Annotated in this window: 20 protein-coding genes; 15 read left to right on the top strand and 5 right to left on the bottom strand. The window is 58.6% G+C overall.

The window, feature by feature from the left end:
* Positions 1 to 40 precede the first annotated feature (40 nt).
* Positions 41 to 892, top strand: a complete 852-nt coding sequence (locus ACIQT8_RS04680) for an urea carboxylase-associated family protein (RefSeq protein ID WP_400963975.1) — start codon at positions 41 to 43, stop codon at positions 890 to 892.
* Positions 893 to 974: 82 nt separating this feature from the next.
* Here the strand turns inward: ACIQT8_RS04680 and ACIQT8_RS04675 are convergent, their stop codons facing one another.
* The 4 genes from ACIQT8_RS04675 to ACIQT8_RS04660 are packed head-to-tail and all read right to left on the bottom strand — an operon-like array spanning position 975 to position 3841.
* Positions 975 to 1406: an HIT family protein gene (locus ACIQT8_RS04675; RefSeq protein ID WP_400963973.1), complete on the bottom strand. Its 432-nt coding sequence runs from the start codon at positions 1404 to 1406 to the stop codon at positions 975 to 977.
* A gap of 37 nt (positions 1407 to 1443) precedes the next feature.
* Positions 1444 to 2637, bottom strand: a complete 1194-nt coding sequence (locus ACIQT8_RS04670; protein ID WP_400963971.1) for a GNAT family N-acetyltransferase — start codon at positions 2635 to 2637, stop codon at positions 1444 to 1446.
* The gene (locus ACIQT8_RS04665; protein WP_400963969.1) at positions 2634 to 3374 is read right to left on the bottom strand and encodes a glycerophosphodiester phosphodiesterase; all 741 of its coding nucleotides are present in this window, start codon (positions 3372 to 3374) and stop codon (positions 2634 to 2636) included. The genes ACIQT8_RS04670 and ACIQT8_RS04665 overlap by 4 nt, the downstream gene beginning before the upstream one ends.
* On the bottom strand, positions 3371 to 3841 hold the full coding sequence (locus ACIQT8_RS04660; protein ID WP_262525433.1) for a RidA family protein: 471 nt from the start codon (positions 3839 to 3841) through the stop codon (positions 3371 to 3373). The genes ACIQT8_RS04665 and ACIQT8_RS04660 overlap by 4 nt, the downstream gene beginning before the upstream one ends.
* Before the next feature lie 115 nt (positions 3842 to 3956).
* Between ACIQT8_RS04660 and ACIQT8_RS04655 the strand changes: the two genes are divergently transcribed.
* Positions 3957 to 4799, top strand: a complete 843-nt coding sequence (locus ACIQT8_RS04655; protein WP_400963967.1) for a cell envelope integrity EipB family protein — start codon at positions 3957 to 3959, stop codon at positions 4797 to 4799.
* 193 nt (positions 4800 to 4992) lie between these two features.
* A complete protein-coding gene (gene rpsB, locus ACIQT8_RS04650) occupies positions 4993 to 5760 on the top strand; it encodes a 30S ribosomal protein S2 (RefSeq protein WP_138795480.1) in 768 nt (255 codons plus the stop codon).
* Between the two features lie 24 nt (positions 5761 to 5784).
* Here rpsB and ACIQT8_RS04645 read toward each other — a convergent pair whose 3' ends face one another.
* Positions 5785 to 5913, bottom strand: coding sequence for a hypothetical protein (locus ACIQT8_RS04645; protein ID WP_262525437.1), 129 nt, complete (start codon positions 5911 to 5913; stop codon positions 5785 to 5787).
* A gap of 96 nt (positions 5914 to 6009) precedes the next feature.
* Between ACIQT8_RS04645 and tsf the strand changes: the two genes are divergently transcribed.
* The 12 genes from tsf (at position 6010) to lpxB (ending at position 18153) form a co-directional block, all read left to right on the top strand.
* A complete protein-coding gene (gene tsf, locus ACIQT8_RS04640; RefSeq protein ID WP_138795479.1) occupies positions 6010 to 6936 on the top strand; it encodes a translation elongation factor Ts in 927 nt (308 codons plus the stop codon).
* 97 nt (positions 6937 to 7033) lie between these two features.
* Positions 7034 to 7756: a UMP kinase gene (pyrH, locus tag ACIQT8_RS04635; protein WP_262525438.1), complete on the top strand. Its 723-nt coding sequence runs from the start codon at positions 7034 to 7036 to the stop codon at positions 7754 to 7756.
* 66 nt (positions 7757 to 7822) lie between these two features.
* Positions 7823 to 8380: a ribosome recycling factor gene (gene frr, locus ACIQT8_RS04630; protein WP_262525439.1), complete on the top strand. Its 558-nt coding sequence runs from the start codon at positions 7823 to 7825 to the stop codon at positions 8378 to 8380.
* Between the two features lie 64 nt (positions 8381 to 8444).
* A complete protein-coding gene (locus ACIQT8_RS04625) occupies positions 8445 to 9191 on the top strand; it encodes an isoprenyl transferase (protein ID WP_400963964.1) in 747 nt (248 codons plus the stop codon).
* Positions 9191 to 10024: a phosphatidate cytidylyltransferase gene (locus tag ACIQT8_RS04620; RefSeq protein WP_262525441.1), complete on the top strand. Its 834-nt coding sequence runs from the start codon at positions 9191 to 9193 to the stop codon at positions 10022 to 10024. Before ACIQT8_RS04625 ends, ACIQT8_RS04620 begins: the two co-directional genes overlap by 1 nt.
* Before the next feature lie 46 nt (positions 10025 to 10070).
* Positions 10071 to 11192 (top strand): RIP metalloprotease RseP, encoded by a 1122-nt coding sequence (gene rseP, locus ACIQT8_RS04615; protein WP_178340593.1) that lies wholly within the window; start codon positions 10071 to 10073, stop codon positions 11190 to 11192.
* A gap of 199 nt (positions 11193 to 11391) precedes the next feature.
* Complete coding sequence (gene bamA / locus ACIQT8_RS04610) at positions 11392 to 13716, top strand: outer membrane protein assembly factor BamA (protein ID WP_262525442.1); 2325 nt, start codon at positions 11392 to 11394, stop codon at positions 13714 to 13716.
* Positions 13717 to 13765: 49 nt separating this feature from the next.
* The gene (gene lpxD, locus ACIQT8_RS04605; protein WP_400963962.1) at positions 13766 to 14833 is read left to right on the top strand and encodes a UDP-3-O-(3-hydroxymyristoyl)glucosamine N-acyltransferase; all 1068 of its coding nucleotides are present in this window, start codon (positions 13766 to 13768) and stop codon (positions 14831 to 14833) included.
* Positions 14826 to 15293: a 3-hydroxyacyl-ACP dehydratase FabZ gene (gene fabZ, locus ACIQT8_RS04600; RefSeq protein WP_138795472.1), complete on the top strand. Its 468-nt coding sequence runs from the start codon at positions 14826 to 14828 to the stop codon at positions 15291 to 15293. Before lpxD ends, fabZ begins: the two co-directional genes overlap by 8 nt.
* Positions 15290 to 16105: an acyl-ACP--UDP-N-acetylglucosamine O-acyltransferase gene (gene lpxA, locus ACIQT8_RS04595; RefSeq protein ID WP_138795471.1), complete on the top strand. Its 816-nt coding sequence runs from the start codon at positions 15290 to 15292 to the stop codon at positions 16103 to 16105. Before fabZ ends, lpxA begins: the two co-directional genes overlap by 4 nt.
* A 3-nt stretch (positions 16106 to 16108) precedes the next feature.
* Entirely contained in the window at positions 16109 to 16972 is an 864-nt protein-coding gene (locus tag ACIQT8_RS04590) for an LpxI family protein (RefSeq protein ID WP_178340583.1), read from the top strand.
* Positions 16972 to 18153, top strand: coding sequence for a lipid-A-disaccharide synthase (gene lpxB, locus ACIQT8_RS04585; RefSeq protein ID WP_400963959.1), 1182 nt, complete (start codon positions 16972 to 16974; stop codon positions 18151 to 18153). Before ACIQT8_RS04590 ends, lpxB begins: the two co-directional genes overlap by 1 nt.
* The last annotated feature ends 47 nt before the right edge of the window (positions 18154 to 18200 follow it).

Below are 18200 nucleotides of genomic sequence, written 5' to 3'. Positions count from 1 at the left end.
AGTTTCGCTTTTGCCACTGCCCTTTGTTTCGAGGATTTATATGTCGCACACCGCCATGACCGAACCCGCTGATGCCGCTGAGCGGCGCGCCCGCCGCCCAGTCGTCGTTTATCCGAATGGAACGCTTGAGGCGCCCGACCTTTCCAGTCTCGTAAAGGCCAGGGAAACGATGCAAAAGGTGGATGAGGTGATTGTACCGCCACGCGATGGCCGCACCTTTCGGGTGCCTAAGGGGCATTTCTTCCGCATTATCAGCATCGATGGTCCGCAGGTTGGCGACCTCAATCTCTGGAACGCGCATGATCTGACCGAGCGTTTTTTCAGCGGCAAGACCCGCGCCCTTCATGCCACCCATGTCTCCATCGGCGACCGGCTGTGGAGCAACCTGCCATCATTGCGCCCGATGGCAACGATCACCGGTGATAGCCTCGCATGGTACGGTTGGGATGAGGATGGCGGCGGACTGCATGATGTGATCGGCACGCGCTGCGATCCCTACACCAATCGCCTGCTAAGCGGCGGTGATTACCACCATTGCTGCCATTCGAACCTCACCAATGCGCTGGCATCGTCCAGGGGCCTGTCGTTTGCAGAGGCCGAACCGCATGTGCACGACGTTCTCAACGTCTTCATGTGCACGGGCTTCACCCGCGACACACACCAGTATTTCATGAAGGCAAGTCCCGTTCGGCCGGGCGATTATCTGGAATTTTTTGCCGAGATGGATCTGCTCGGCGGTCTTTCCGCCTGCCCCGGCGGCGATTGCAGCGCCAGCCACTCAAGCGATGCGGCGGCCTGCTACCCGCTGAAGGTGGAAATCTACCGCCCGGATATGGCGCTTCTCAACGCTTGGCCTTTCCCGGAACGCAACGCTTATCGTAACCCGGCGTGAAGGCCGGATCTGATCTGTTGCCACCAGCCCCGTATTCACGAGCAGGACCCCGGGATCGTCTCCGGGGTCGTTGCTGTGATTGTCAGGAAGCCAGGGCGGCCTTGATCTTCTCGGCATGTGCCTTCAGCACGTCGCTGTCGGCCATCGCGCCGGAATGCGGCTTCAGCGGCTGGCCTTCGACGCGCGGGATGACGTGGAAGTGCAGGTGGAACACCGTCTGCCCGGCAGCCGGCTCATTGAACTGCGCAACGTAGACGCCGTCGGCATCGAAGGCCTCCTTAGCGGCGACGGCAAGCTTCTGCACCACGGCAATGGTGCGGGCCAGCACGTTCGGATCGGCATCCAAGAGGTTGCGCGAACCGCTTTTGGGAATGACCAGGAGGTGACCCGGCGCTTGCGGCATCACATCCATGAAGGCCAGCGTATGCTCGTCCTCATAGAGCTTCACGCTCGGGATTTCGCCGCGCAGGATCTTGGCGAAGATGTTGTTGTCGTCATAAGCGCTGGCGGTCATCAGCAGTCTCTCCTCATGTGGTGATATCGAAAACGGATTATTCATCCGGTTCTTGTCTTTCCCCCTTGCGGAAGGGCGTGTGGTCCTCGAGGTAGTCGCCAATGTTTTCAACTTCCTGACGTTCCCGTTCCAGATAGTCGTCAATGGCGCGGCGCAGCCCCGAATGGACGATGTAATGCGCAGAATGCGTGGTGACAGGCACATAACCACGCGCCAGCTTGTGTTCGCCCTGCGCGCCCGCCTCAACCCGCTGCAAGCCTTTCGACAGGGCGAAATCGATGGCCTGATGGTAACAGACCTCGAAATGCAGAAAGGGATGATCCTCGATGCAGCCCCAGTGCCGGCCATAAAGCGCGTCCGAACCGATGAAGTTGATGGCACCTGCGATATAGCGTCCGTCACGCTTTGCCATGACGAGCAGAATGTCGTCGGCCATACGCTCGCCGATCAGCGAATAGAATGTCCGCGTCAGGTAGGGGCGACCCCATTTGCGGCCACCCGTATCCATGTAGAAGGTAAAAAACTGATCCCAGATGTCTTCCGTCAGATCGCTGCCGGTCAGCCAGTCGATGCTGATGCCGTTTTCGAGCGCGGCGCGGCGCTCCTTTTTCAGTCCCTTGCGTTTGCGGGACGAAAGGGCATCGAGAAAATCGTCGTGATCGCGGTAGCCATTGTTGAGGAAATGGAACTGCTGATCGGTCCGGTGCAGAAAGTCCTGCGAGGTGAGGGCTGCAATGTCGTCATCCGTTGCGAAGGTGACATGGGCCGATGACAGGCCGACCCTTTCCGTTACCTGTCCAATGCCAGAAGCAAGAAGCAGTTTGACGCCGTCATTTTCGGATGTCTGCGCGGTCAGAAGGCGCGGACCGGTCGCCGGGGTAAAGGGGATAGAACACTGCAGCTTGGGATAATAATGTCCGCCGGCCCGTTCAAAAGCGTCCGCCCAGCCGTGGTCGAAAACATATTCGCCCTTGCTGTGGTTCTTCAGATAGGCCGGTACGGCACCAAGCAGATCGCCTTTTTCATTTTCTAGCAGCAGGTGGTGTCCCTGCCAGCCGGTCTTGGCCGTTGCCGATCCGGACTCTTCGATGGATGATAAAAAGGCGTGGGAAATAAATGGATTATAGGACTTTCCTTCCGCGTTGCGCGAAGTACCGGAAAGCTGCTTCCAGCGATCCGGATCGATATCCGTGAAGGATTGCGCAACGCGGATGGAGTAGTTTTCTGTCATGCCGTAGCGGACGGGTTCTCTCTCGGGTCGAAACCTTCGAATGTCATCTGGTCAGCATATTTATAGGTAATCGCACGGGCATTTTCATCCCTTACCGTCCAGGTAATCACCGGAACGCCGAGTTTTCTTTGGGCTTCGATAAAGCTGTTGGGCAGGTGGCCCCAATGGTAGGAGATAAAGTCGAGGCCGATATGCATGGCTTCGTCATGCTTGAAGAAGTCTTCCGGCTTGTCGCCTTCGGCTGTGAGGCCGAGTGGCCAGGGGGAACCGGCGGCCTTCAGATCCTTCAGGAGATGATGGTCGAAGCTCATCAGCGCCACATGGCCCTTGTAACCTTCGAGGTCTTCCAGCACCGCCTCGGCAAAACCGTCATCGACGCCTTCACCCTCGTGGCCCTTCAGTTCGATCACCAGCGGCACCTTGCCGGCACAGAGCGCCAGAAGCTGCTTGAGGGTCGGGATCTTGTCCTTGGTCTGGCCGATCGACAGCAGCGACAGTTCGCCGGACGTCCGCTCGCGGATGTCACCCTTGATGCCGGTCAGGCGGGTCATCTCATGGTCGTGGAAAACGACCGGTACGCTGTCGGCACCAAGCTGAACGTCGCATTCGATTGCAAATCCGGCTTCGATGGCGCGGGAAAACGCCGAAAGCGTGTTTTCCCAGATCGCATGGTTCATGTCATGATAGCCGCGATGGGCAACAGGCTGAGCAATCAGCCAGGAAAGTTTCAGCGTCATACGTCTATTTCCACGATCGCGTCGATTTCGACAGAGGCATTGAAGGGCAGGCAGGCCATGCCGACGGCGGCGCGCGCATGTTTGCCGGCATCGCCGAGAACATTGGCGAGAAGGTTGGACGCACCGTTGATCACAAGGTGCTGCTCGGTGAACTCGGGAACGGAGGCAACGAAGCCATTGAGCTTGAGGATGCGGCGGATTTTCGAAAGGTCGCCATTCAAGGCTGCCTTGACCTGCGCGAGGATGTTGACGGCGCAAAGTTCGGCCGCGCGCTGGGCTGCGGGAACATCAACATCGCGTCCAACGAGGCCCGTGACCGCAATCTTGCCGGATTCCATCGGCAATTGACCCGATACGTAAAGCAGATTGCCGCTGATGGTGAACGGAACGTAGTTTGCCGCAGGTGCGGCGGCGACGGGAAGCGTAAAGCCAAGTTCCTTGAGGCGGCCTTCGATGACGTCCGACATTTTCGTCTCCGGTTTTGTTGTAAATCCTTCAAGAATCCGGCATTCAGGAGATGTGATCCCAAAGCCGGGCGGTTGCTTGTACAATATGAGTGGCGAGTCCAACAGGAGATAATGCATGTTTGTCAGGAAGCTTGGTTTCGTTGCCACTACGGGGCTCTTGTCCTGCTTGTCGAACGCTGCCAATGCTTTGCCCGCCCAGCTCCCCAATCTGATTGCCCATCGGGCCGTCTACGATCTGGAGCTGAAGGATGCATCGGATCGCTCCGGCATCGAGGGCATGACGGGCCGCATGGTCTATGAATTCACCGGTTCCGCCTGTCAGGGCTACAAGACGGACTTCCGTTTCGTCACGCAGATCAATACCGGCGACGCCGTTCGCTTGACGGATCAGCAGACCACGACGTTTGAGGACCCGGCCTCCAAGAAGTTCACCTTCGAGACGAAATCCTACACCGACGACAAGCTGGACAAGGAAGTGCAGGGCGCTGCCAGCGACAGCGATGCCGGTGTGAAGGTCGACATTACCCGGCCCGATGCGCGCCAGATCGATCTCGTCGCCTCAGAATTCCCGACCGAACACATGTTCCAGGTCATCGAGAACGCCAAACAGGGAAAGCGGATTTTCGAATCCCGGATTTTCGATGGCTCCGATGATGGTGATGAAAGCCTGATTACCTCGACCCTGGTCGGCAAGTCGCAGACGCCGAAGGATGGCGACGCGGAAGCCGGTAAGGCGGGCGATTTCGCCAAGGCATCCTTCTGGCCTGTCACCATCGCTTATTACAACGACAAGACCGGTACGGATTCTCTGCCGATCTACCGCATGTCGTTCAAGCTCTACGAAAACGGAATCACCCGCGACCTGACCATGGATTACGGTGACTTCGTGCTGACCGGAAAGCTTGCGAAGCTCGATATCCTCACGCCCGAAACCTGCGAAAACAAGCCGGTTCGCTGAAACCGGCCTCGTCAGGCAGGTTTTTTCGCATAAAAGCTTGCATTTTGTCGCAGGCGACTGTATGCGCCTCACCATTCCACACGCGAAGCTTGGGATGTTCCGGGAGAAATCCGGATCGTTCCGCCCGGTGGTGTCGATGAAAGTCGATGCTGTTCGCTTCGCGGGGGTTAAACCGGAAAAGGAGTAACAAGGCATGGCATTGCCCGATTTTTCTATGCGTCAGCTTCTCGAAGCTGGTGTTCACTTCGGCCACCAGACGCACCGCTGGAACCCGAAGATGAAGCCGTACATCTTCGGCGACCGTAACAACATCCACATCATCGACCTCGCTCAGACGGTTCCGATGCTGTCGCGCGCCCTCCAGGTCGTGTCCGACACCGTTGCCCGTGGCGGCCGCGTTCTGTTCGTTGGCACCAAGCGCCAGGCGTCCGAAATCATCGCGGACAGCGCAAAGCGTTCGGCTCAGTACTACGTCAACTCCCGCTGGCTCGGCGGCATGATGACGAACTGGAAGACGATTTCGAACTCGATCCAGCGTCTTCGCAAGGTTGACGAAATCCTGAACTCGGAAGCTTCCGGCTACTCCAAGAAAGAGCGCCTGAACCTCGAGCGCGAGCGCGAAAAGCTTGAAAAGGCTCTCGGCGGTATCCGCGATATGGGTGGCGTTCCGGACCTGATGTTCATCATCGACACCAACAAGGAAAAGATCGCGATCGAAGAAGCCAAGCGTCTTGGCATTCCGGTCGTTGCGATCATCGACTCGAACTGCGATCCGGATGCAATCGATTACCCGATCCCCGGCAACGACGACGCTTCGCGCGCAATCTCGCTGTACTGCGACCTGATTGCTCGCGCTGCCATCGACGGCATCGCACGTCAGCAGGGCTCTTCCGGCCGTGACATCGGCGCTTCGGAAGAAGCTCCGATCGAGCCTGCGCTCGAAGACGAGGCTGGCGCCTGATAAGGGTCTGTCGGGCGGCGAATTTCACGCCGCCTCATCGATCATGATCTGCAAGGCCGTCAAAGACCGTTCCGGGTTGACGGCCTTGTTCGTTTCAAATCGCTCCGCCGGTGATCGGCGTCCTGATGTGATTGAAACGTCCGGGGTGCTCATTCATCACCCTGTCACACTTTAGGGTAAATTCGTCACCCAAACATCGGCATGGCGATTTCCAGCCTGCTGACCGATTGAACAGACAAGAGGCAAACAATGACCGAAATCACAGCCGCAATGGTTAAGGAACTGCGCGAGAAGTCTGGCGCAGGTATGATGGACTGCAAGAAGGCTCTTGCTGAGACCAATGGCGACATGGAAGCAGCAATCGACTGGCTGCGCGCCAAGGGTATTGCCAAGGCTGACAAGAAGTCTGGCCGCACGGCTGCCGAAGGTCTCGTCGGTATCGCATCTGCCGGTCACAAGGCTGTTGTCGTCGAAATCAACTCCGAAACCGACTTCGTTGCTCGTAACGATGCCTTCCAGGACATCGTTCGCGGCGTTGCTGCCGTTGCTCTGACGACCGACGGCACTGTTGACGCGATTGCTGCTGCCACCTACCCGGCAACCGGCAAGTCCGTTTCTGACAGCATCAAGGACGCAATCGCCACCATCGGCGAAAACATGACGCTGCGCCGTTCGGCTGCGCTCGAAGTTGAGCACGGCGTTGTTGCAACCTACATCCACAACGCTGCTGGCGACGGCATCGGCAAGCTGGGCGTTCTGGTTGCCCTGAAGTCGGTTGGTGACAAGGCTGTTCTGACCTCGATCGGCCGTCAGGTTGCCATGCACATCGCTGCAACCAACCCGCTGGCGATTCGCGCTGAAGAAGTTGACGCTGCTGTTGCTGAGCGCGAGCGCAACGTCTTCATCGAACAGGCTCGTGAATCCGGCAAGCCGGAAGCAATCATCGAAAAGATGGTTGACGGCCGTATGCGCAAGTTCTTCGAAGAAGTTGCTCTTCTGTCGCAGGCTTTCGTTATCAACCCTGACCTGACGGTCGGCGCTGCTGTCAAGGAAGCCGAAAAGGAAGCCGGCGCAGCGATCGAAGTCACCGGCATGGTTCGCCTGCTGCTCGGCGAAGGCGTCGAGAAGGAAGAAAGCGATTTCGCTGCAGAAGTCGCCGCAGTCGCCAAGGGCTGATTATATTTACCCAATCTTGGGGAAACGGGAGGGCATCGCGTGACAACGCGGTGCCCTTCGTGTATCCGCGTTTCGGTTACATTTCCGAGGAGTCATGATGTCTTCCAAGCCGATCTATAAACGCGTCCTGCTCAAGGCTTCCGGTGAAGCCCTTATGGGTGACCAGGGTTTTGGTATCGATGTTGCGGTCGCCGACCGGATTGCCTCCGATATCGCTGAAGCAAGAGCAATGAATGTCGAAGTCGGCGTCGTCGTCGGCGGTGGCAATATTTTCCGCGGCGTTGCCGTTGCCTCCAAGGGTGGCGACCGCGTGACCGGCGACCACATGGGTATGCTGGCAACCGTCATCAATGCGCTGGCGCTTGCAACGTCACTTCGAAAGCTCAGCATCGACACGGTCGTTCTCTCTGCCATCGCCATGCCTGAAATCTGCGAAAGCTTCTCGCAGCGCGCCGCTCTGCACCATCTGGCCCAGGGCCGCGTGGTGATTTTCGCCGGTGGCACGGGCAACCCGTTCTTCACGACCGACTCCGCAGCCGCCCTGCGTGCTGCCGAAATGGGCGCTGAAGCAATCTTCAAGGGAACGCAGGTCGATGGCATCTATTCGGCTGACCCCAAGAAGGACCCGACGGCAACCCGTTTCGATGAGTTGACCCACAGCGAGGTTCTCGGCAAGGGTCTGGCGGTCATGGACGTTGCAGCCGTGGCGCTTGCACGCGAAAACCACATTCCGATCATCGTTTTCTCGATTCACGAGAAGGGTGGCTTCGCACAGATATTGACCGGCGGCGGCCGTAAGACCATCGTGCACGACAAGTAATCGCAAACGAACGATGCCGCCCCGTGCGGAATACGGCCGCGATGGCCGACAGAGATGGAGTATCAAATGAGTGGTGTTGACCTCACCGATATCAAGCGCCGTATGGATGGTGCCATCAATGCATTCAAGAGCGATATCGCATCGCTGCGCACCGGCCGCGCATCGGCCAACATTCTCGACCCTGTCACGATTGACGCCTACGGCTCGCGCGTGCCGCTGAACCAGGTGGCCAACATCACCGTTCCGGAGCCGCGCATGCTCGGCGTCAACATCTGGGACAAGTCGATGGTCAACGCCGTCGACCGCGCCATCCGCGAATCCAATCTCGGTCTCAACCCGATCGTTGACGGTCAGAATCTGCGTATTCCGCTGCCTGAACTCAACGAAGAGCGCCGCAAATCGCTGGTCAAGGTTGCCCACGAATATTCCGAAAAGGCCAAGGTCGCGATTCGCCACGTTCGCCGCGATGGCATGGATGGTCTGAAAAAAGCCGAAAAGGATGGCGACATCGGTCAGGACGAAAGCCGTGGACAGTCGGAAAAAGTTCAGAAAATGACCGACGACACGATTTCGGAAATTGACCGCTTGCTTGGCGAGAAGGAAAAGGAAATCATGCAGGTCTGATCGCCAGGGCGATAGACACTGTATTTTATTCGTTTTAATTCCGCGCTGCCAATATTGGATCGATATGCCGACGACGACGATACGTTCCTCAGTTCCCGAGCACGTCGCCATCATCATGGATGGTAACGGGCGTTGGGCAAAGCAGCGCGGTCTTCCGCGAATCATGGGTCATCGCCGCGGCGTGGAAGCCGTTCGTGAAACGGTGCGCGCTGCCGGTGACTGCGGCATTTCCTATCTGACGCTGTTTGCCTTCTCGTCGGAAAACTGGCGTCGGCCGGAGTCCGAGGTCACGGATCTGATGGGCCTGCTGAAAGCCTTCATCCGTCGCGACCTTGCCGAGCTGCACCGTCAAAACGTGCGCGTCCGCATCATCGGTGATCGCGAGACTTTGAAAGCCGACATTCGCTCGCTTCTCGAGGAAGCCGAGCACATGACGCGTGATAACACCAAGCTGACGCTGATTATTGCGTTCAACTACGGAAGCCGCGACGAGATTGCCCGTGCGGCGGCCTCGCTTGCGCAGGATGTTGCCCAGGGCAAGCTCGATGCAGCCTCGATCACGCCGGAGATGATTTCGGGACGGCTCGACACGGCCGGCATCCCGGACCCGGATCTCATCATCCGCACCAGCGGTGAGGAGCGTCTGTCGAACTTCCTGCTCTGGCAGGCTGCTTATTCGGAATTTCTCTTCGTTCCAGACTACTGGCCGGATTTCGACCGCCAGCATTTCTATTCTGCAATCGAGCAATATGCGACGCGTGATCGCCGTTTCGGCGGCTTGGCCGATCAGGTTGCTGTGGCAGGCGCCTGATGAGCCCTGAACTCCGTTTGCGGATCGTCTCCGCGATCGTCATGGCGGCGGTCATCCTCACTGCGACGTGGTACGGCGGCATTCTCTTCCGTATCGTCGCGGGCCTTCTGGCGATCCTCATCTATTATGAGTGGTCCTCGATCACGAGGCTGTCTGAAACAAACCCGACGGGCAATGCCTGGGGCTGGTTCTCGGTCGCTGTGATCGCCGGCAACACGATTTTCGGCGAGACATCGCTCGATCTGCCGCTTCTTTCCGGTTTTGCCCTGACAGCGGCGCTGTTTCCGATTCTCCGCGGCCAGAACTGGTGGCTGGTTGGTGGCATTGTCTATGCGGGGCTGAGCGCGATTTCGCTTGCCGCCATCCGCAGCGACGATCTCGATGGCTTCGTTTCGATCATCTTCATCTTCGCCGTTGTCTGGTCGACGGATATCCTGGCCTATTTTGTCGGTCGCGCCATTGGCGGGCCAAAGCTTGCGCCGTCCATTTCGCCCGGCAAGACCTGGTCCGGCGCCATCGGCGGCACGGTTGCCGCGCTGATTGGCGGGGCGGGCGTATCCATGGTCTATCATGGCCGGGTCGGCTTCGTCATTCTCGGGCTTGCTCTGGTGCTGTCCGTTTTCAGCCAGATCGGCGACCTTTTCGAATCCTTCGTGAAGCGGCGTTTTCAGGTGAAGGATTCCAGTCACCTCATTCCCGGTCACGGCGGTTTTATGGACCGGGTTGACGGTCTTGTTTTTGCCTGCTTTACCGTGTTCGTCATTGCTTTCGTGCATGCGGCGGTTACCGGCGATGCGCCCGGTTCACGCGGCGGCCTGTTGCCAGGTTTTTGAAGTGCGGCGGGTCATTGGAGTAAGAGGCTGAGTTATGAGCACAGTAATGGCTGCCACCGGGTTTCTGACCGGTTATATCATTCCATTCATCCTCGTTCTCTCGCTGCTCGTTTTCGTGCATGAGATGGGCCATTATCTGGTTGGGCGCTGGTGCGGCATTCGCTCCACCGCCTTTTCCATCGGGTTCGGGCCTGAACTGATCGGTTTCACCGACAAGCGCGGCACGCGCTGGAAGATTTCCGCAATCCCGCTCGGCGGTTACGTGCGATTCTTCGGCGATGAGGATGCATCCAGCAAACCGGATAGTTCCGGCCTTTCCCACATGTCGCTTGAAGAGCGCGCCCAGACTCTGTCGGGCGCAAAGCTGTGGAAAAGAGCTGCTACCGTTGCGGCCGGTCCCATCGCCAACTTCATTCTGGCGATCCTGATCTTTGCCTTTCTGTTCGGGATCTACGGCCGCGTCATCGCTGACCCGGTTGTGGCGGAGGTGCGCGAAAACAGTGCGGCTGCGGCCGCAGGCGTTCTGGCCGGAGACCGGCTTGTGGCCATCGATAATGAAAAAGTGAAGACCTTTGAGGATGTGCGCCGTTACGTCGGCATCCGTCCGGGCACGCAGATCGTCGTGACGGTCGAGCGGGCAGGCGAGGAGCTTCGTCTGCCGATGGTTCCGACCCGCACTGAAACCACCGACCAGTTCGGCAACAAGCTGGAAATGGGTATCATCGGTATCGTCACCGATCAGAACAGCGGCAACTTCAGGCACATTACCTTCACGCCGACCGAGGCCTTGATTGAAGGCGTGCAGGAAACCGGCCACGTCATCACGGGAACGTTCAATTACATCGGAAATCTGGTGACTGGCCGCATGAATGCCGATCAGCTCGGTGGTCCGGTGCGGGTTGCGCAGGCGTCCGGCCAGATGGCGACGCTTGGCATTTCCGCCGTGATACAGCTTGCAGCCGTGCTTTCGGTGTCGATCGGTCTTCTCAATCTCATGCCTGTCCCGGTTCTGGACGGCGGGCATCTGGTGTTCTATGCCATCGAGGCGATCAGGGGCAGGCCGCTCGGTGCGGGCGCGCAGGAAGTTGCTTTCCGTATCGGACTTGCCATGATCTTCAGTCTGATGGTATTCGCAACTTGGAATGATATCAGCAGCTTGATCGGTTGAATGGGGTGTTTTATCGATTTTGTTAGCGGCTTGTTTACCTTGTTTTTATGCCAAAGTGGCGAATGAGCCACTCTAGGTCACGAAGTAAACAGAAATTAACGTTCGCGCTTGCTTGTAGAGGAAAAGCAGGTAAAACGACGCAGATGGCCGGAGTCGGGTTCCGCCCGCTGAGGGACAACGTAAAAAGGTAAGAATTGAAATGAAGGCTGGTTCAAGATTTTTGAACGCGGTGTCGGCGGTTGCGCTGTCTGCTGGTGTTTCTTCGGTTGTAGGCCTGGGGGTGCTTGCTTCTGCGGGTGTTGCGAATGCCGCTGTCGTCAGCAGAATTGATGTTCGGGGTGCCGAAAGATCTGGTGCAGATTCTGTACGCTCCAATCTCACCATCGCGCCCGGACGCAACTTTTCCAATTCTGACATCGACGAGTCGGTGAAGCGTCTTTACGCCACCGGTTACTTCTCGAATGTCGCCATGCGCGTTTCCGGCAATACGCTGGTCGTGACCGTCAGCGAAAACCAGATGGTCAACCAGGTGGTTTTCAACGGCAACCGCAAGATCAAGGACGAGAAGCTTTCCGGCATCGTGTCGACGCAGCCGCTCGGTCCGTTCAACCAGGCGCTCGTTACGGCTGATATTGCCCGCATCAAGGAAGCTTACGCCGCCATTGGCCGTAGCGACATTGAAGTGACGACGCAGACCGTTTCCGTCGGCCAGGGCCGCGTGAACATCGCTTTCGTCATCAACGAAGGTGAGCGCACCAAGATCGGTCGCATCGATTTCGTTGGTAACAACGCTTACAGCGACGGCCGTCTGGCTGCCGTTATCAACACCAAGAAGTCCAATATGCTGTCGTTCCTGACGCGTAAGGACGTTTACAACGAGGACAAGCTGCGCGCCGACGAAGAGGCGCTGCGCCAGTTCTATTACAACCGCGGCTACGCCGACTTCCGCGTCGTGTCGTCCGAGGCTGTGCTGGACGAGTCCAAGAACGAATACAACATCACCGTGACGGTCGATGAAGGTCAGCGTTACAACTTCGGCAATGTCGCGGTTGAATCGACTGTTCCGGGCGTTGACGGCACTGAACTACAGGGTCTCGTAGAAACCCGCCAGGGCGGCACCTACAGCGCCAAGGAAGTTCAGCAGAGCATGGAAGCCATCAACAAGCGTGTTGCTGCCGAAGGTTACCCCTTCGCCCGCGTTACGCCGCGTGGCGACCGTGACATGAGCGGCAACACCGTTGGCGTTACCTACATCGTCGACCAGGGCGAACGCGCTTACGTCGAGCGTATCGAAATCCGCGGTAACACCCGCACACGCGACTACGTTATCCGTCGCGAATTCGATATCTCCGAAGGCGATGCTTTCAACCAGTCGATCATCACCTCCGCAAAGCGTCGTCTTGAAGCGCTTGGCTACTTCTCCAAGGTCAACGTTTCGACCGCCGGCGGCAGCGCCCCGGACCGCGTCGTGATCGTTGTTGACGTTGAAGATCAGCCGACCGGCTCCTTCGGTATCGGTGCTGGTTACTCGCAGAACGACGGCGTGCTGCTCGAAGCTTCTGTGGAAGAAAAGAACTTCCTCGGTCGCGGCCAGTACATCCGTATCGCTGCGGGCGCAGGCGAAGACGATGCGCGCAGCTACACGCTGTCCTTCACCGAGCCTTACTTCCTCGGTTATCGCCTTGCAGCCGGTTTCGATCTCTTCAAGAGCCAGACGAGCAGCGAAGACTATTACGATTACGACGAACAGGGCTTCACGCTGCGCGTGACCGCGCCGATCACCGAAGACCTGTCCACGACGTTCAAGTACACCTACAAGCAGATCAACTATGACGGCGAAGGCGATTGGGAGAACACTGCCAACCTCGCAGAGCCATATCAGGAGCTGATCCGTGGCGGTGACTGGACACAGTCGATCATCGCAAACACGCTGAACTTCAACACGCTTGATGACCGCAACATGCCACGCGAAGGCTGGCAGGCGCAGCTCACCAACGAGTTTGCAGGTCTCGGTGGCGATTCCGAATACTACAAGATCTACGCCAAGGCGCGTTACTACCACACCTTCTCGGACGAGTACGACATCATCGGCTCGCTGACGGGTCAGGCTGGTCACGTAATGCCGACCAACGACAACCTGCTGGTCTTCGATCAGTTCAAGTTTGGTGGTCGTCAGGTTCGCGGCTTCGAGAACGATGGTATCGGTCCGCGTATCGGAAACGACTCCATCGGCGGCACGACCTACTTCGCAGCTTCTGCTGAAGTCACTGCTCCGATGCCTGGCATTCCGGAAGACTTCGGTCTGCGTCTCGCCGGCTTCGTTGATGCTGGTACCATGTACGGTAACAAGGTCTCCACGACCCAGACCGTTCAGGACGACAGCTCGATCCGTGCTTCCGCTGGTATCGGCGTCATGTGGGCATCACCCTTCGGTCCGATCCGCGTCGACTATGCCGTTCCTTTCATGAAGGAAGACTACGACGAGGAACAGCGTTTCCGGTTTGGCATGTCCAACACTTTCTGATATCGGCAGTCCAGAACTGCAACTTTGAACGTTCTGGAGTTTCCGTCTGATGGAATACAACGGCTTTTTTCCGCCCCACGAAGGAATGCGATTGAAAGACATCGCAGACCGTCTTGGGGCGGAACTGTCTGATGAGGCGGCTGGCGAGCGGATCGTGCGATCCGTGGCGCCCGTCTACCGGGCAAAATCCGACCAGCTCTGCTACATACTTTCCCGCAAGAACCGCGAGGAATTGCTGACCTGTGAAGCGGCTGCGGTCATTTGCGATGCGGCCCTGGCAAGCTCGATACCGCCCCATATCCCCGCTCTGATCTCGAAGACGCCGCATACGCTGTTTGCGCAGGCCGGCGCGCTTCTGCATCCTTCCGCCATGCGTCCTTCGACCTTCGGTCGCATGGACACGGCGATTTCGCCGTCCGCGCATGTCGATCCGTCGGCACGTCTGGAAGACGGCGTGGTTGTCGAGCCGTTTGCGGTGATCGGTGCTGAGGCACATATTGGTGCGGGCACCCGCATCGGGCCGGGCGCGATCATCGGCGCCAATGTGCAGGTCGGTCGCGATTGCACGATTGCCGGCGGCGCCAGCATTGTCGCGGCACTGCTCGGCAACAATGTCATCATCCACAACGGTGCACGCATTGGCCAGGATGGTTTCGGTTATGCGCCGGGTCCACGTGGCATGCTCAAGATCGTTCAGATTGGCCGCGTCATCATTCAGGACAACGTCGAGATCGGCGCCAACACCACGGTTGATCGTGGCACGATGGATGATACCGTTATCGGCGAAGGCACCAAGATCGACAATCAGGTCCAGATTGGCCACAACGTTCGCATTGGTCGCCATTGCGGCATCGTCAGCAAGGTCGGCATTGCCGGAAGTACCCGCATCGGCGATGGCGTGATGATTGGCGGCGCAGCAGGCATCAACGGACACATCACCATTGGTGATGGCGTACAGATTGCGGCAATGAGCGGCGTTGTTGCCGACGTGCCGCCCGGTGCGCGTTACGGCGGTACGCCGGCGCGTCCGATGAAGTATTTCCTGCGCGACATGGCCGACATTCTGGCCCGCGTCGAAGAACGTGATAAAAAAACAGGAGAAAAAAACAATGGCTGAAGAAACGACGACGACGCTTGGCGCGGCTGACATTCTTGAAGTGATGAAGCTGCTGCCGCATCGTTATCCGTTTTTGCTCATCGACAAGATCATCGAGATCAACGGTGACAATTCGGCAATCGGCATCAAGAACGTCACGGTCAACGAGCCGCACTTCACGGGTCACTTCCCGGATCGCCCGATCATGCCTGGCGTTCTGATCGTTGAAGCCATGGCCCAGACGGCCGGCGCGATCTGCGCGCGCAACCAGGGCGATGGCGGTTACCTCGTTTATTTCATGACCATCGATAACGCCCGTTTCCGCAAGCCGGTCGTTCCTGGCGACCGTCTGGAAATTCACGTTGCAAAGCAGCGCCAGCGCGGTAACGTCTGGAAATTCCACTGCGAAGCGAAGGTGGATGGCGTGCTGGTCGCTGAGGCGGATGTCGGCGCGATGATGATCCCTGAGGATCAGCAATGAGCAAGATCGCGGCTTCGGCCACAATTCATCCGACAGCGGTCGTCGAAGACGGCGCTGTGATCGGAGAGAACGTTTCCATAGGTCCGTTCAGCTATGTCGGCCCGAAGGTGACGTTGCACAATGGTGTAAAGCTGTTGAACCATGCTGTCGTGACGGGCAACACGGTCATAGGCGAAGATTCCGTCATCTACCCCATGGCAGTTATCGGTGGCCCACCGCAGGCAATTCGCCACGACGGCTCAGAAACGACGCTGGAGGTCGGCGCACGCTGCACGATGCGTGAAGGCGTCACCATGAATGCCGGTAGCTCGGATGGCGGCGGCAAGACCGTTGTTGGCGATGACAACCTGTTCCTGGCCAATTCGCATGTCGCGCATGACTGCATCCTCGGCAGCCACATCGTTCTGTCGAATAACGTCATGCTGGCTGGTCACGTCACCGTCGGCGATCGCGCCATCCTCGGTGGCGGCTGCGCCGTCCATCAGTTCACCCGTATCGGTCGCCAGGCGTTTATCGGCGGGCTCGCGGCGGTCAATTACGATGTCATTCCCTACGGCATGCTGAATGGCAATCCCGGTATTCTCGGTGGCCTGAACGTCGTCGGCATGACGCGTGCTGGTATCGAGCGGGCAGACATTCACAAGGTTCGCCGTATCTTCAAGCAGGTCTTCGAAAGCGAAGGCGCGATCCGTGGCAATGCTGCGGCCATCGAGCGTGCGGATTTCGCCGATTGCCCGCAGGCGCTTGAGGTTCTCGACTTCATCCTGGCTGCAACCGATCGGCCGATTTCCTCGCCGAACCGGGGCAAATAAGCCGTGAAGGGCAGCGGACGCCTCGCCATTATTGCGGGCAGCGGGCAATTGCCGCTTTACGTGGCTGGCGCTGCGCGCGACATGGGTGAAAACCCGTTCGTTGTCCGTCTGCGCGATGATTCCCGCCTTGATTGGCAAGGCTTCGACAGCGCCGTCATCAGTGTCGGCGATGTCGCAGGCCTCGGCCGGTTGCTGAAAGACAAGGGCATAGACCGTGTCGTTCTCTCCGGCGCCGTCGCACGCCGCCCGGAGTGGCGCGAAATTCGCCCTTCGGCAAAAATACTGCTGCGCCTGCCGTCGATCGTCCGCACGCTTTTGTCCGGCGGTGACGACACCGTGCTGCAGATGGTCATCAAGATCATCGAAACGCTGGGTGCGCGGGTCATTGGCGCCCATGAGATTGCGCCCGGTCTTCTGGCCACCACCGGTCCCTTTGGCCTCCACAAGCCGCAGGAAGACGATCTGCGTGATATCCGCAAGGCGGCACAGGCTGCTCTGGCGCTCGGCACGCTTGATGTCGGGCAGGGCGCTGTCTCCGTTGGCGGGCGTATCGTGGCGCTTGAAGGTGTCGAGGGAACCGATGCCATGCTAGCGCGGGTTGCCGCGTTGCGTGCGGAGGGCCGTATTTCCGCGCGTCGCAAAGGTGTTCTCGTAAAGCTTTGCAAGCCGCAGCAGGATATCAGGGCCGATCTGCCGACAATCGGCGTAGAGACGGTCCAGAATGCTGCCAGGGCAGGCCTTGCCGGGATCGCGGTTGAATCGGGCAGAGCCCTGGTGCTGGATCGTGACGCCATGCTGCAGGCCGCCGATGCACAAGGCATCTTCGTCTGCGGTATTGATACGTCACTGGATGGAGACATGATGTGATGGCTGAAACCCTGAAGGTGGCCGTGATCGCGGGTGAAGTGTCCGGTGACCTTTTGGGAGCAGACCTGATCCGCGCTCTGAAGACCCAGTATGCAGGGCCGATCGAACTGGTCGGCGTGGGCGGCGAGGGGCTGGAGGCAGAAGGTCTCACCTCGTTTTTCGACTATTCCGAACTGTCGATCATGGGTTTCACGCAGGTTTTGAAGAAGCTGCCGAAGCTGATCGCCAGAATCAGGCAGACGGCCGAGGGCATCGTCGCGGCAAAACCTGACGTGCTGCTGATTATCGATAGCCCGGACTTTACCCATCGTGTCGCCAGAAAGGTGCGTCAGGCATTGCCGGATCTGCCGGTCATCAACTATGTCTGCCCCAGCGTATGGGCCTGGAAGGAGTACCGCGCCACCGCGATGCTCTCTTACGTCGATCATGTTCTCGCACTTCTGCCGTTCGAACCGGAAGCCATGAAACGGCTGGGCGGCCCGCCAACCACCTTCGTCGGCCATCGCCTCAGCGTTGATGCGGATTTGCTGGCCGTGCGGCAAAAGCGGGCAGGGCGTGCCTTGCCGGCGAAGGGTGAACCCCGAGCCATTCTGCTGTTGCCCGGCTCACGCTCGACCGAGACCACGCGGCTGATGGAGCCGTTCCAGGATGCGGCAAAAGCCTTCGTGGAACGCAATGGCCCCACCCGCTTCGTCCTGCCGACCGTACCGCGTCAGGAAAGCCGCATTCGCGAGCTGGCGGCGACGTGGCCGGACAACATCCGGCCTGAAATCGGCGTTGGCGCTGATTTCAAGTGGAAGGCCTTTGCCGAGGCCGATGCGGCCATTGCCGCATCCGGCACGGTCATTCTCGAACTGGCGCTCGCAACGGTTCCCACCATTTCCGTCTACAAGACCGACTGGATTTTCACCATGCTCAGCAAGCGCGTGAAAACCTGGACCGGCGCTTTGCCAAACCTGATTGCCGATTACGCGGTCGTGCCGGAATATTTCAACGAGGTCGTGCGCGCCGGTTCCATGCTGCGCTGGGCAGAGCGCCTGTCTTCCGACACGATCCAGCGTCAGGCCATGCTGGAAGGCTATGCGCTGGTGCAGGAGCGCCTGCGCACCGATGTTCCGCCGGGCGAAACCGGCGCCCGCATTCTTCTCGATGTTCTGAACGCACGTCGCGCGAGACACTGACATTTCAGCATTTCGGTTGACCTGACATCGCAGAGCCAATCCTGCTG

It is taken from the genome of Agrobacterium sp. NPDC090273 (assembly GCF_044772305.1).
GTDB lineage: Bacteria > Pseudomonadota > Alphaproteobacteria > Rhizobiales > Rhizobiaceae > Agrobacterium.
Note: the sequence above shows the minus strand (reverse complement) of the source record. Positions and strands in the feature narration are given on the sequence as shown.

Coding starts and splice junctions, on each gene's coding strand:
- pyrH (WP_262525438.1), top strand. CDS start 7,034: ATGTCTTCCAAGCCGATCTATAAACGCGTCCTGCTCAAGGCTTCCGGT.
- ACIQT8_RS04655 (WP_400963967.1), top strand. CDS start 3,957: ATGTTTGTCAGGAAGCTTGGTTTCGTTGCCACTACGGGGCTCTTGTCC.
- ACIQT8_RS04620 (WP_262525441.1), top strand. CDS start 9,191: ATGAGCCCTGAACTCCGTTTGCGGATCGTCTCCGCGATCGTCATGGCG.
- tsf (WP_138795479.1), top strand. CDS start 6,010: ATGACCGAAATCACAGCCGCAATGGTTAAGGAACTGCGCGAGAAGTCT.
- ACIQT8_RS04665 (WP_400963969.1), bottom strand. CDS start 3,374: ATGACGCTGAAACTTTCCTGGCTGATTGCTCAGCCTGTTGCCCATCGC.
- lpxD (WP_400963962.1), top strand. CDS start 13,766: ATGGAATACAACGGCTTTTTTCCGCCCCACGAAGGAATGCGATTGAAA.
- ACIQT8_RS04670 (WP_400963971.1), bottom strand. CDS start 2,637: ATGACAGAAAACTACTCCATCCGCGTTGCGCAATCCTTCACGGATATC.
- frr (WP_262525439.1), top strand. CDS start 7,823: ATGAGTGGTGTTGACCTCACCGATATCAAGCGCCGTATGGATGGTGCC.
- ACIQT8_RS04675 (WP_400963973.1), bottom strand. CDS start 1,406: ATGACCGCCAGCGCTTATGACGACAACAACATCTTCGCCAAGATCCTG.
- ACIQT8_RS04680 (WP_400963975.1), top strand. CDS start 41: ATGTCGCACACCGCCATGACCGAACCCGCTGATGCCGCTGAGCGGCGC.
- lpxB (WP_400963959.1), top strand. CDS start 16,972: ATGGCTGAAACCCTGAAGGTGGCCGTGATCGCGGGTGAAGTGTCCGGT.
- ACIQT8_RS04660 (WP_262525433.1), bottom strand. CDS start 3,841: ATGTCGGACGTCATCGAAGGCCGCCTCAAGGAACTTGGCTTTACGCTT.
- rseP (WP_178340593.1), top strand. CDS start 10,071: ATGGCTGCCACCGGGTTTCTGACCGGTTATATCATTCCATTCATCCTC.
- rpsB (WP_138795480.1), top strand. CDS start 4,993: ATGGCATTGCCCGATTTTTCTATGCGTCAGCTTCTCGAAGCTGGTGTT.
- ACIQT8_RS04625 (WP_400963964.1), top strand. CDS start 8,445: ATGCCGACGACGACGATACGTTCCTCAGTTCCCGAGCACGTCGCCATC.
- lpxA (WP_138795471.1), top strand. CDS start 15,290: ATGAGCAAGATCGCGGCTTCGGCCACAATTCATCCGACAGCGGTCGTC.
- fabZ (WP_138795472.1), top strand. CDS start 14,826: ATGGCTGAAGAAACGACGACGACGCTTGGCGCGGCTGACATTCTTGAA.
- ACIQT8_RS04645 (WP_262525437.1), bottom strand. CDS start 5,913: ATGAGCACCCCGGACGTTTCAATCACATCAGGACGCCGATCACCGGCG.
- bamA (WP_262525442.1), top strand. CDS start 11,392: ATGAAGGCTGGTTCAAGATTTTTGAACGCGGTGTCGGCGGTTGCGCTG.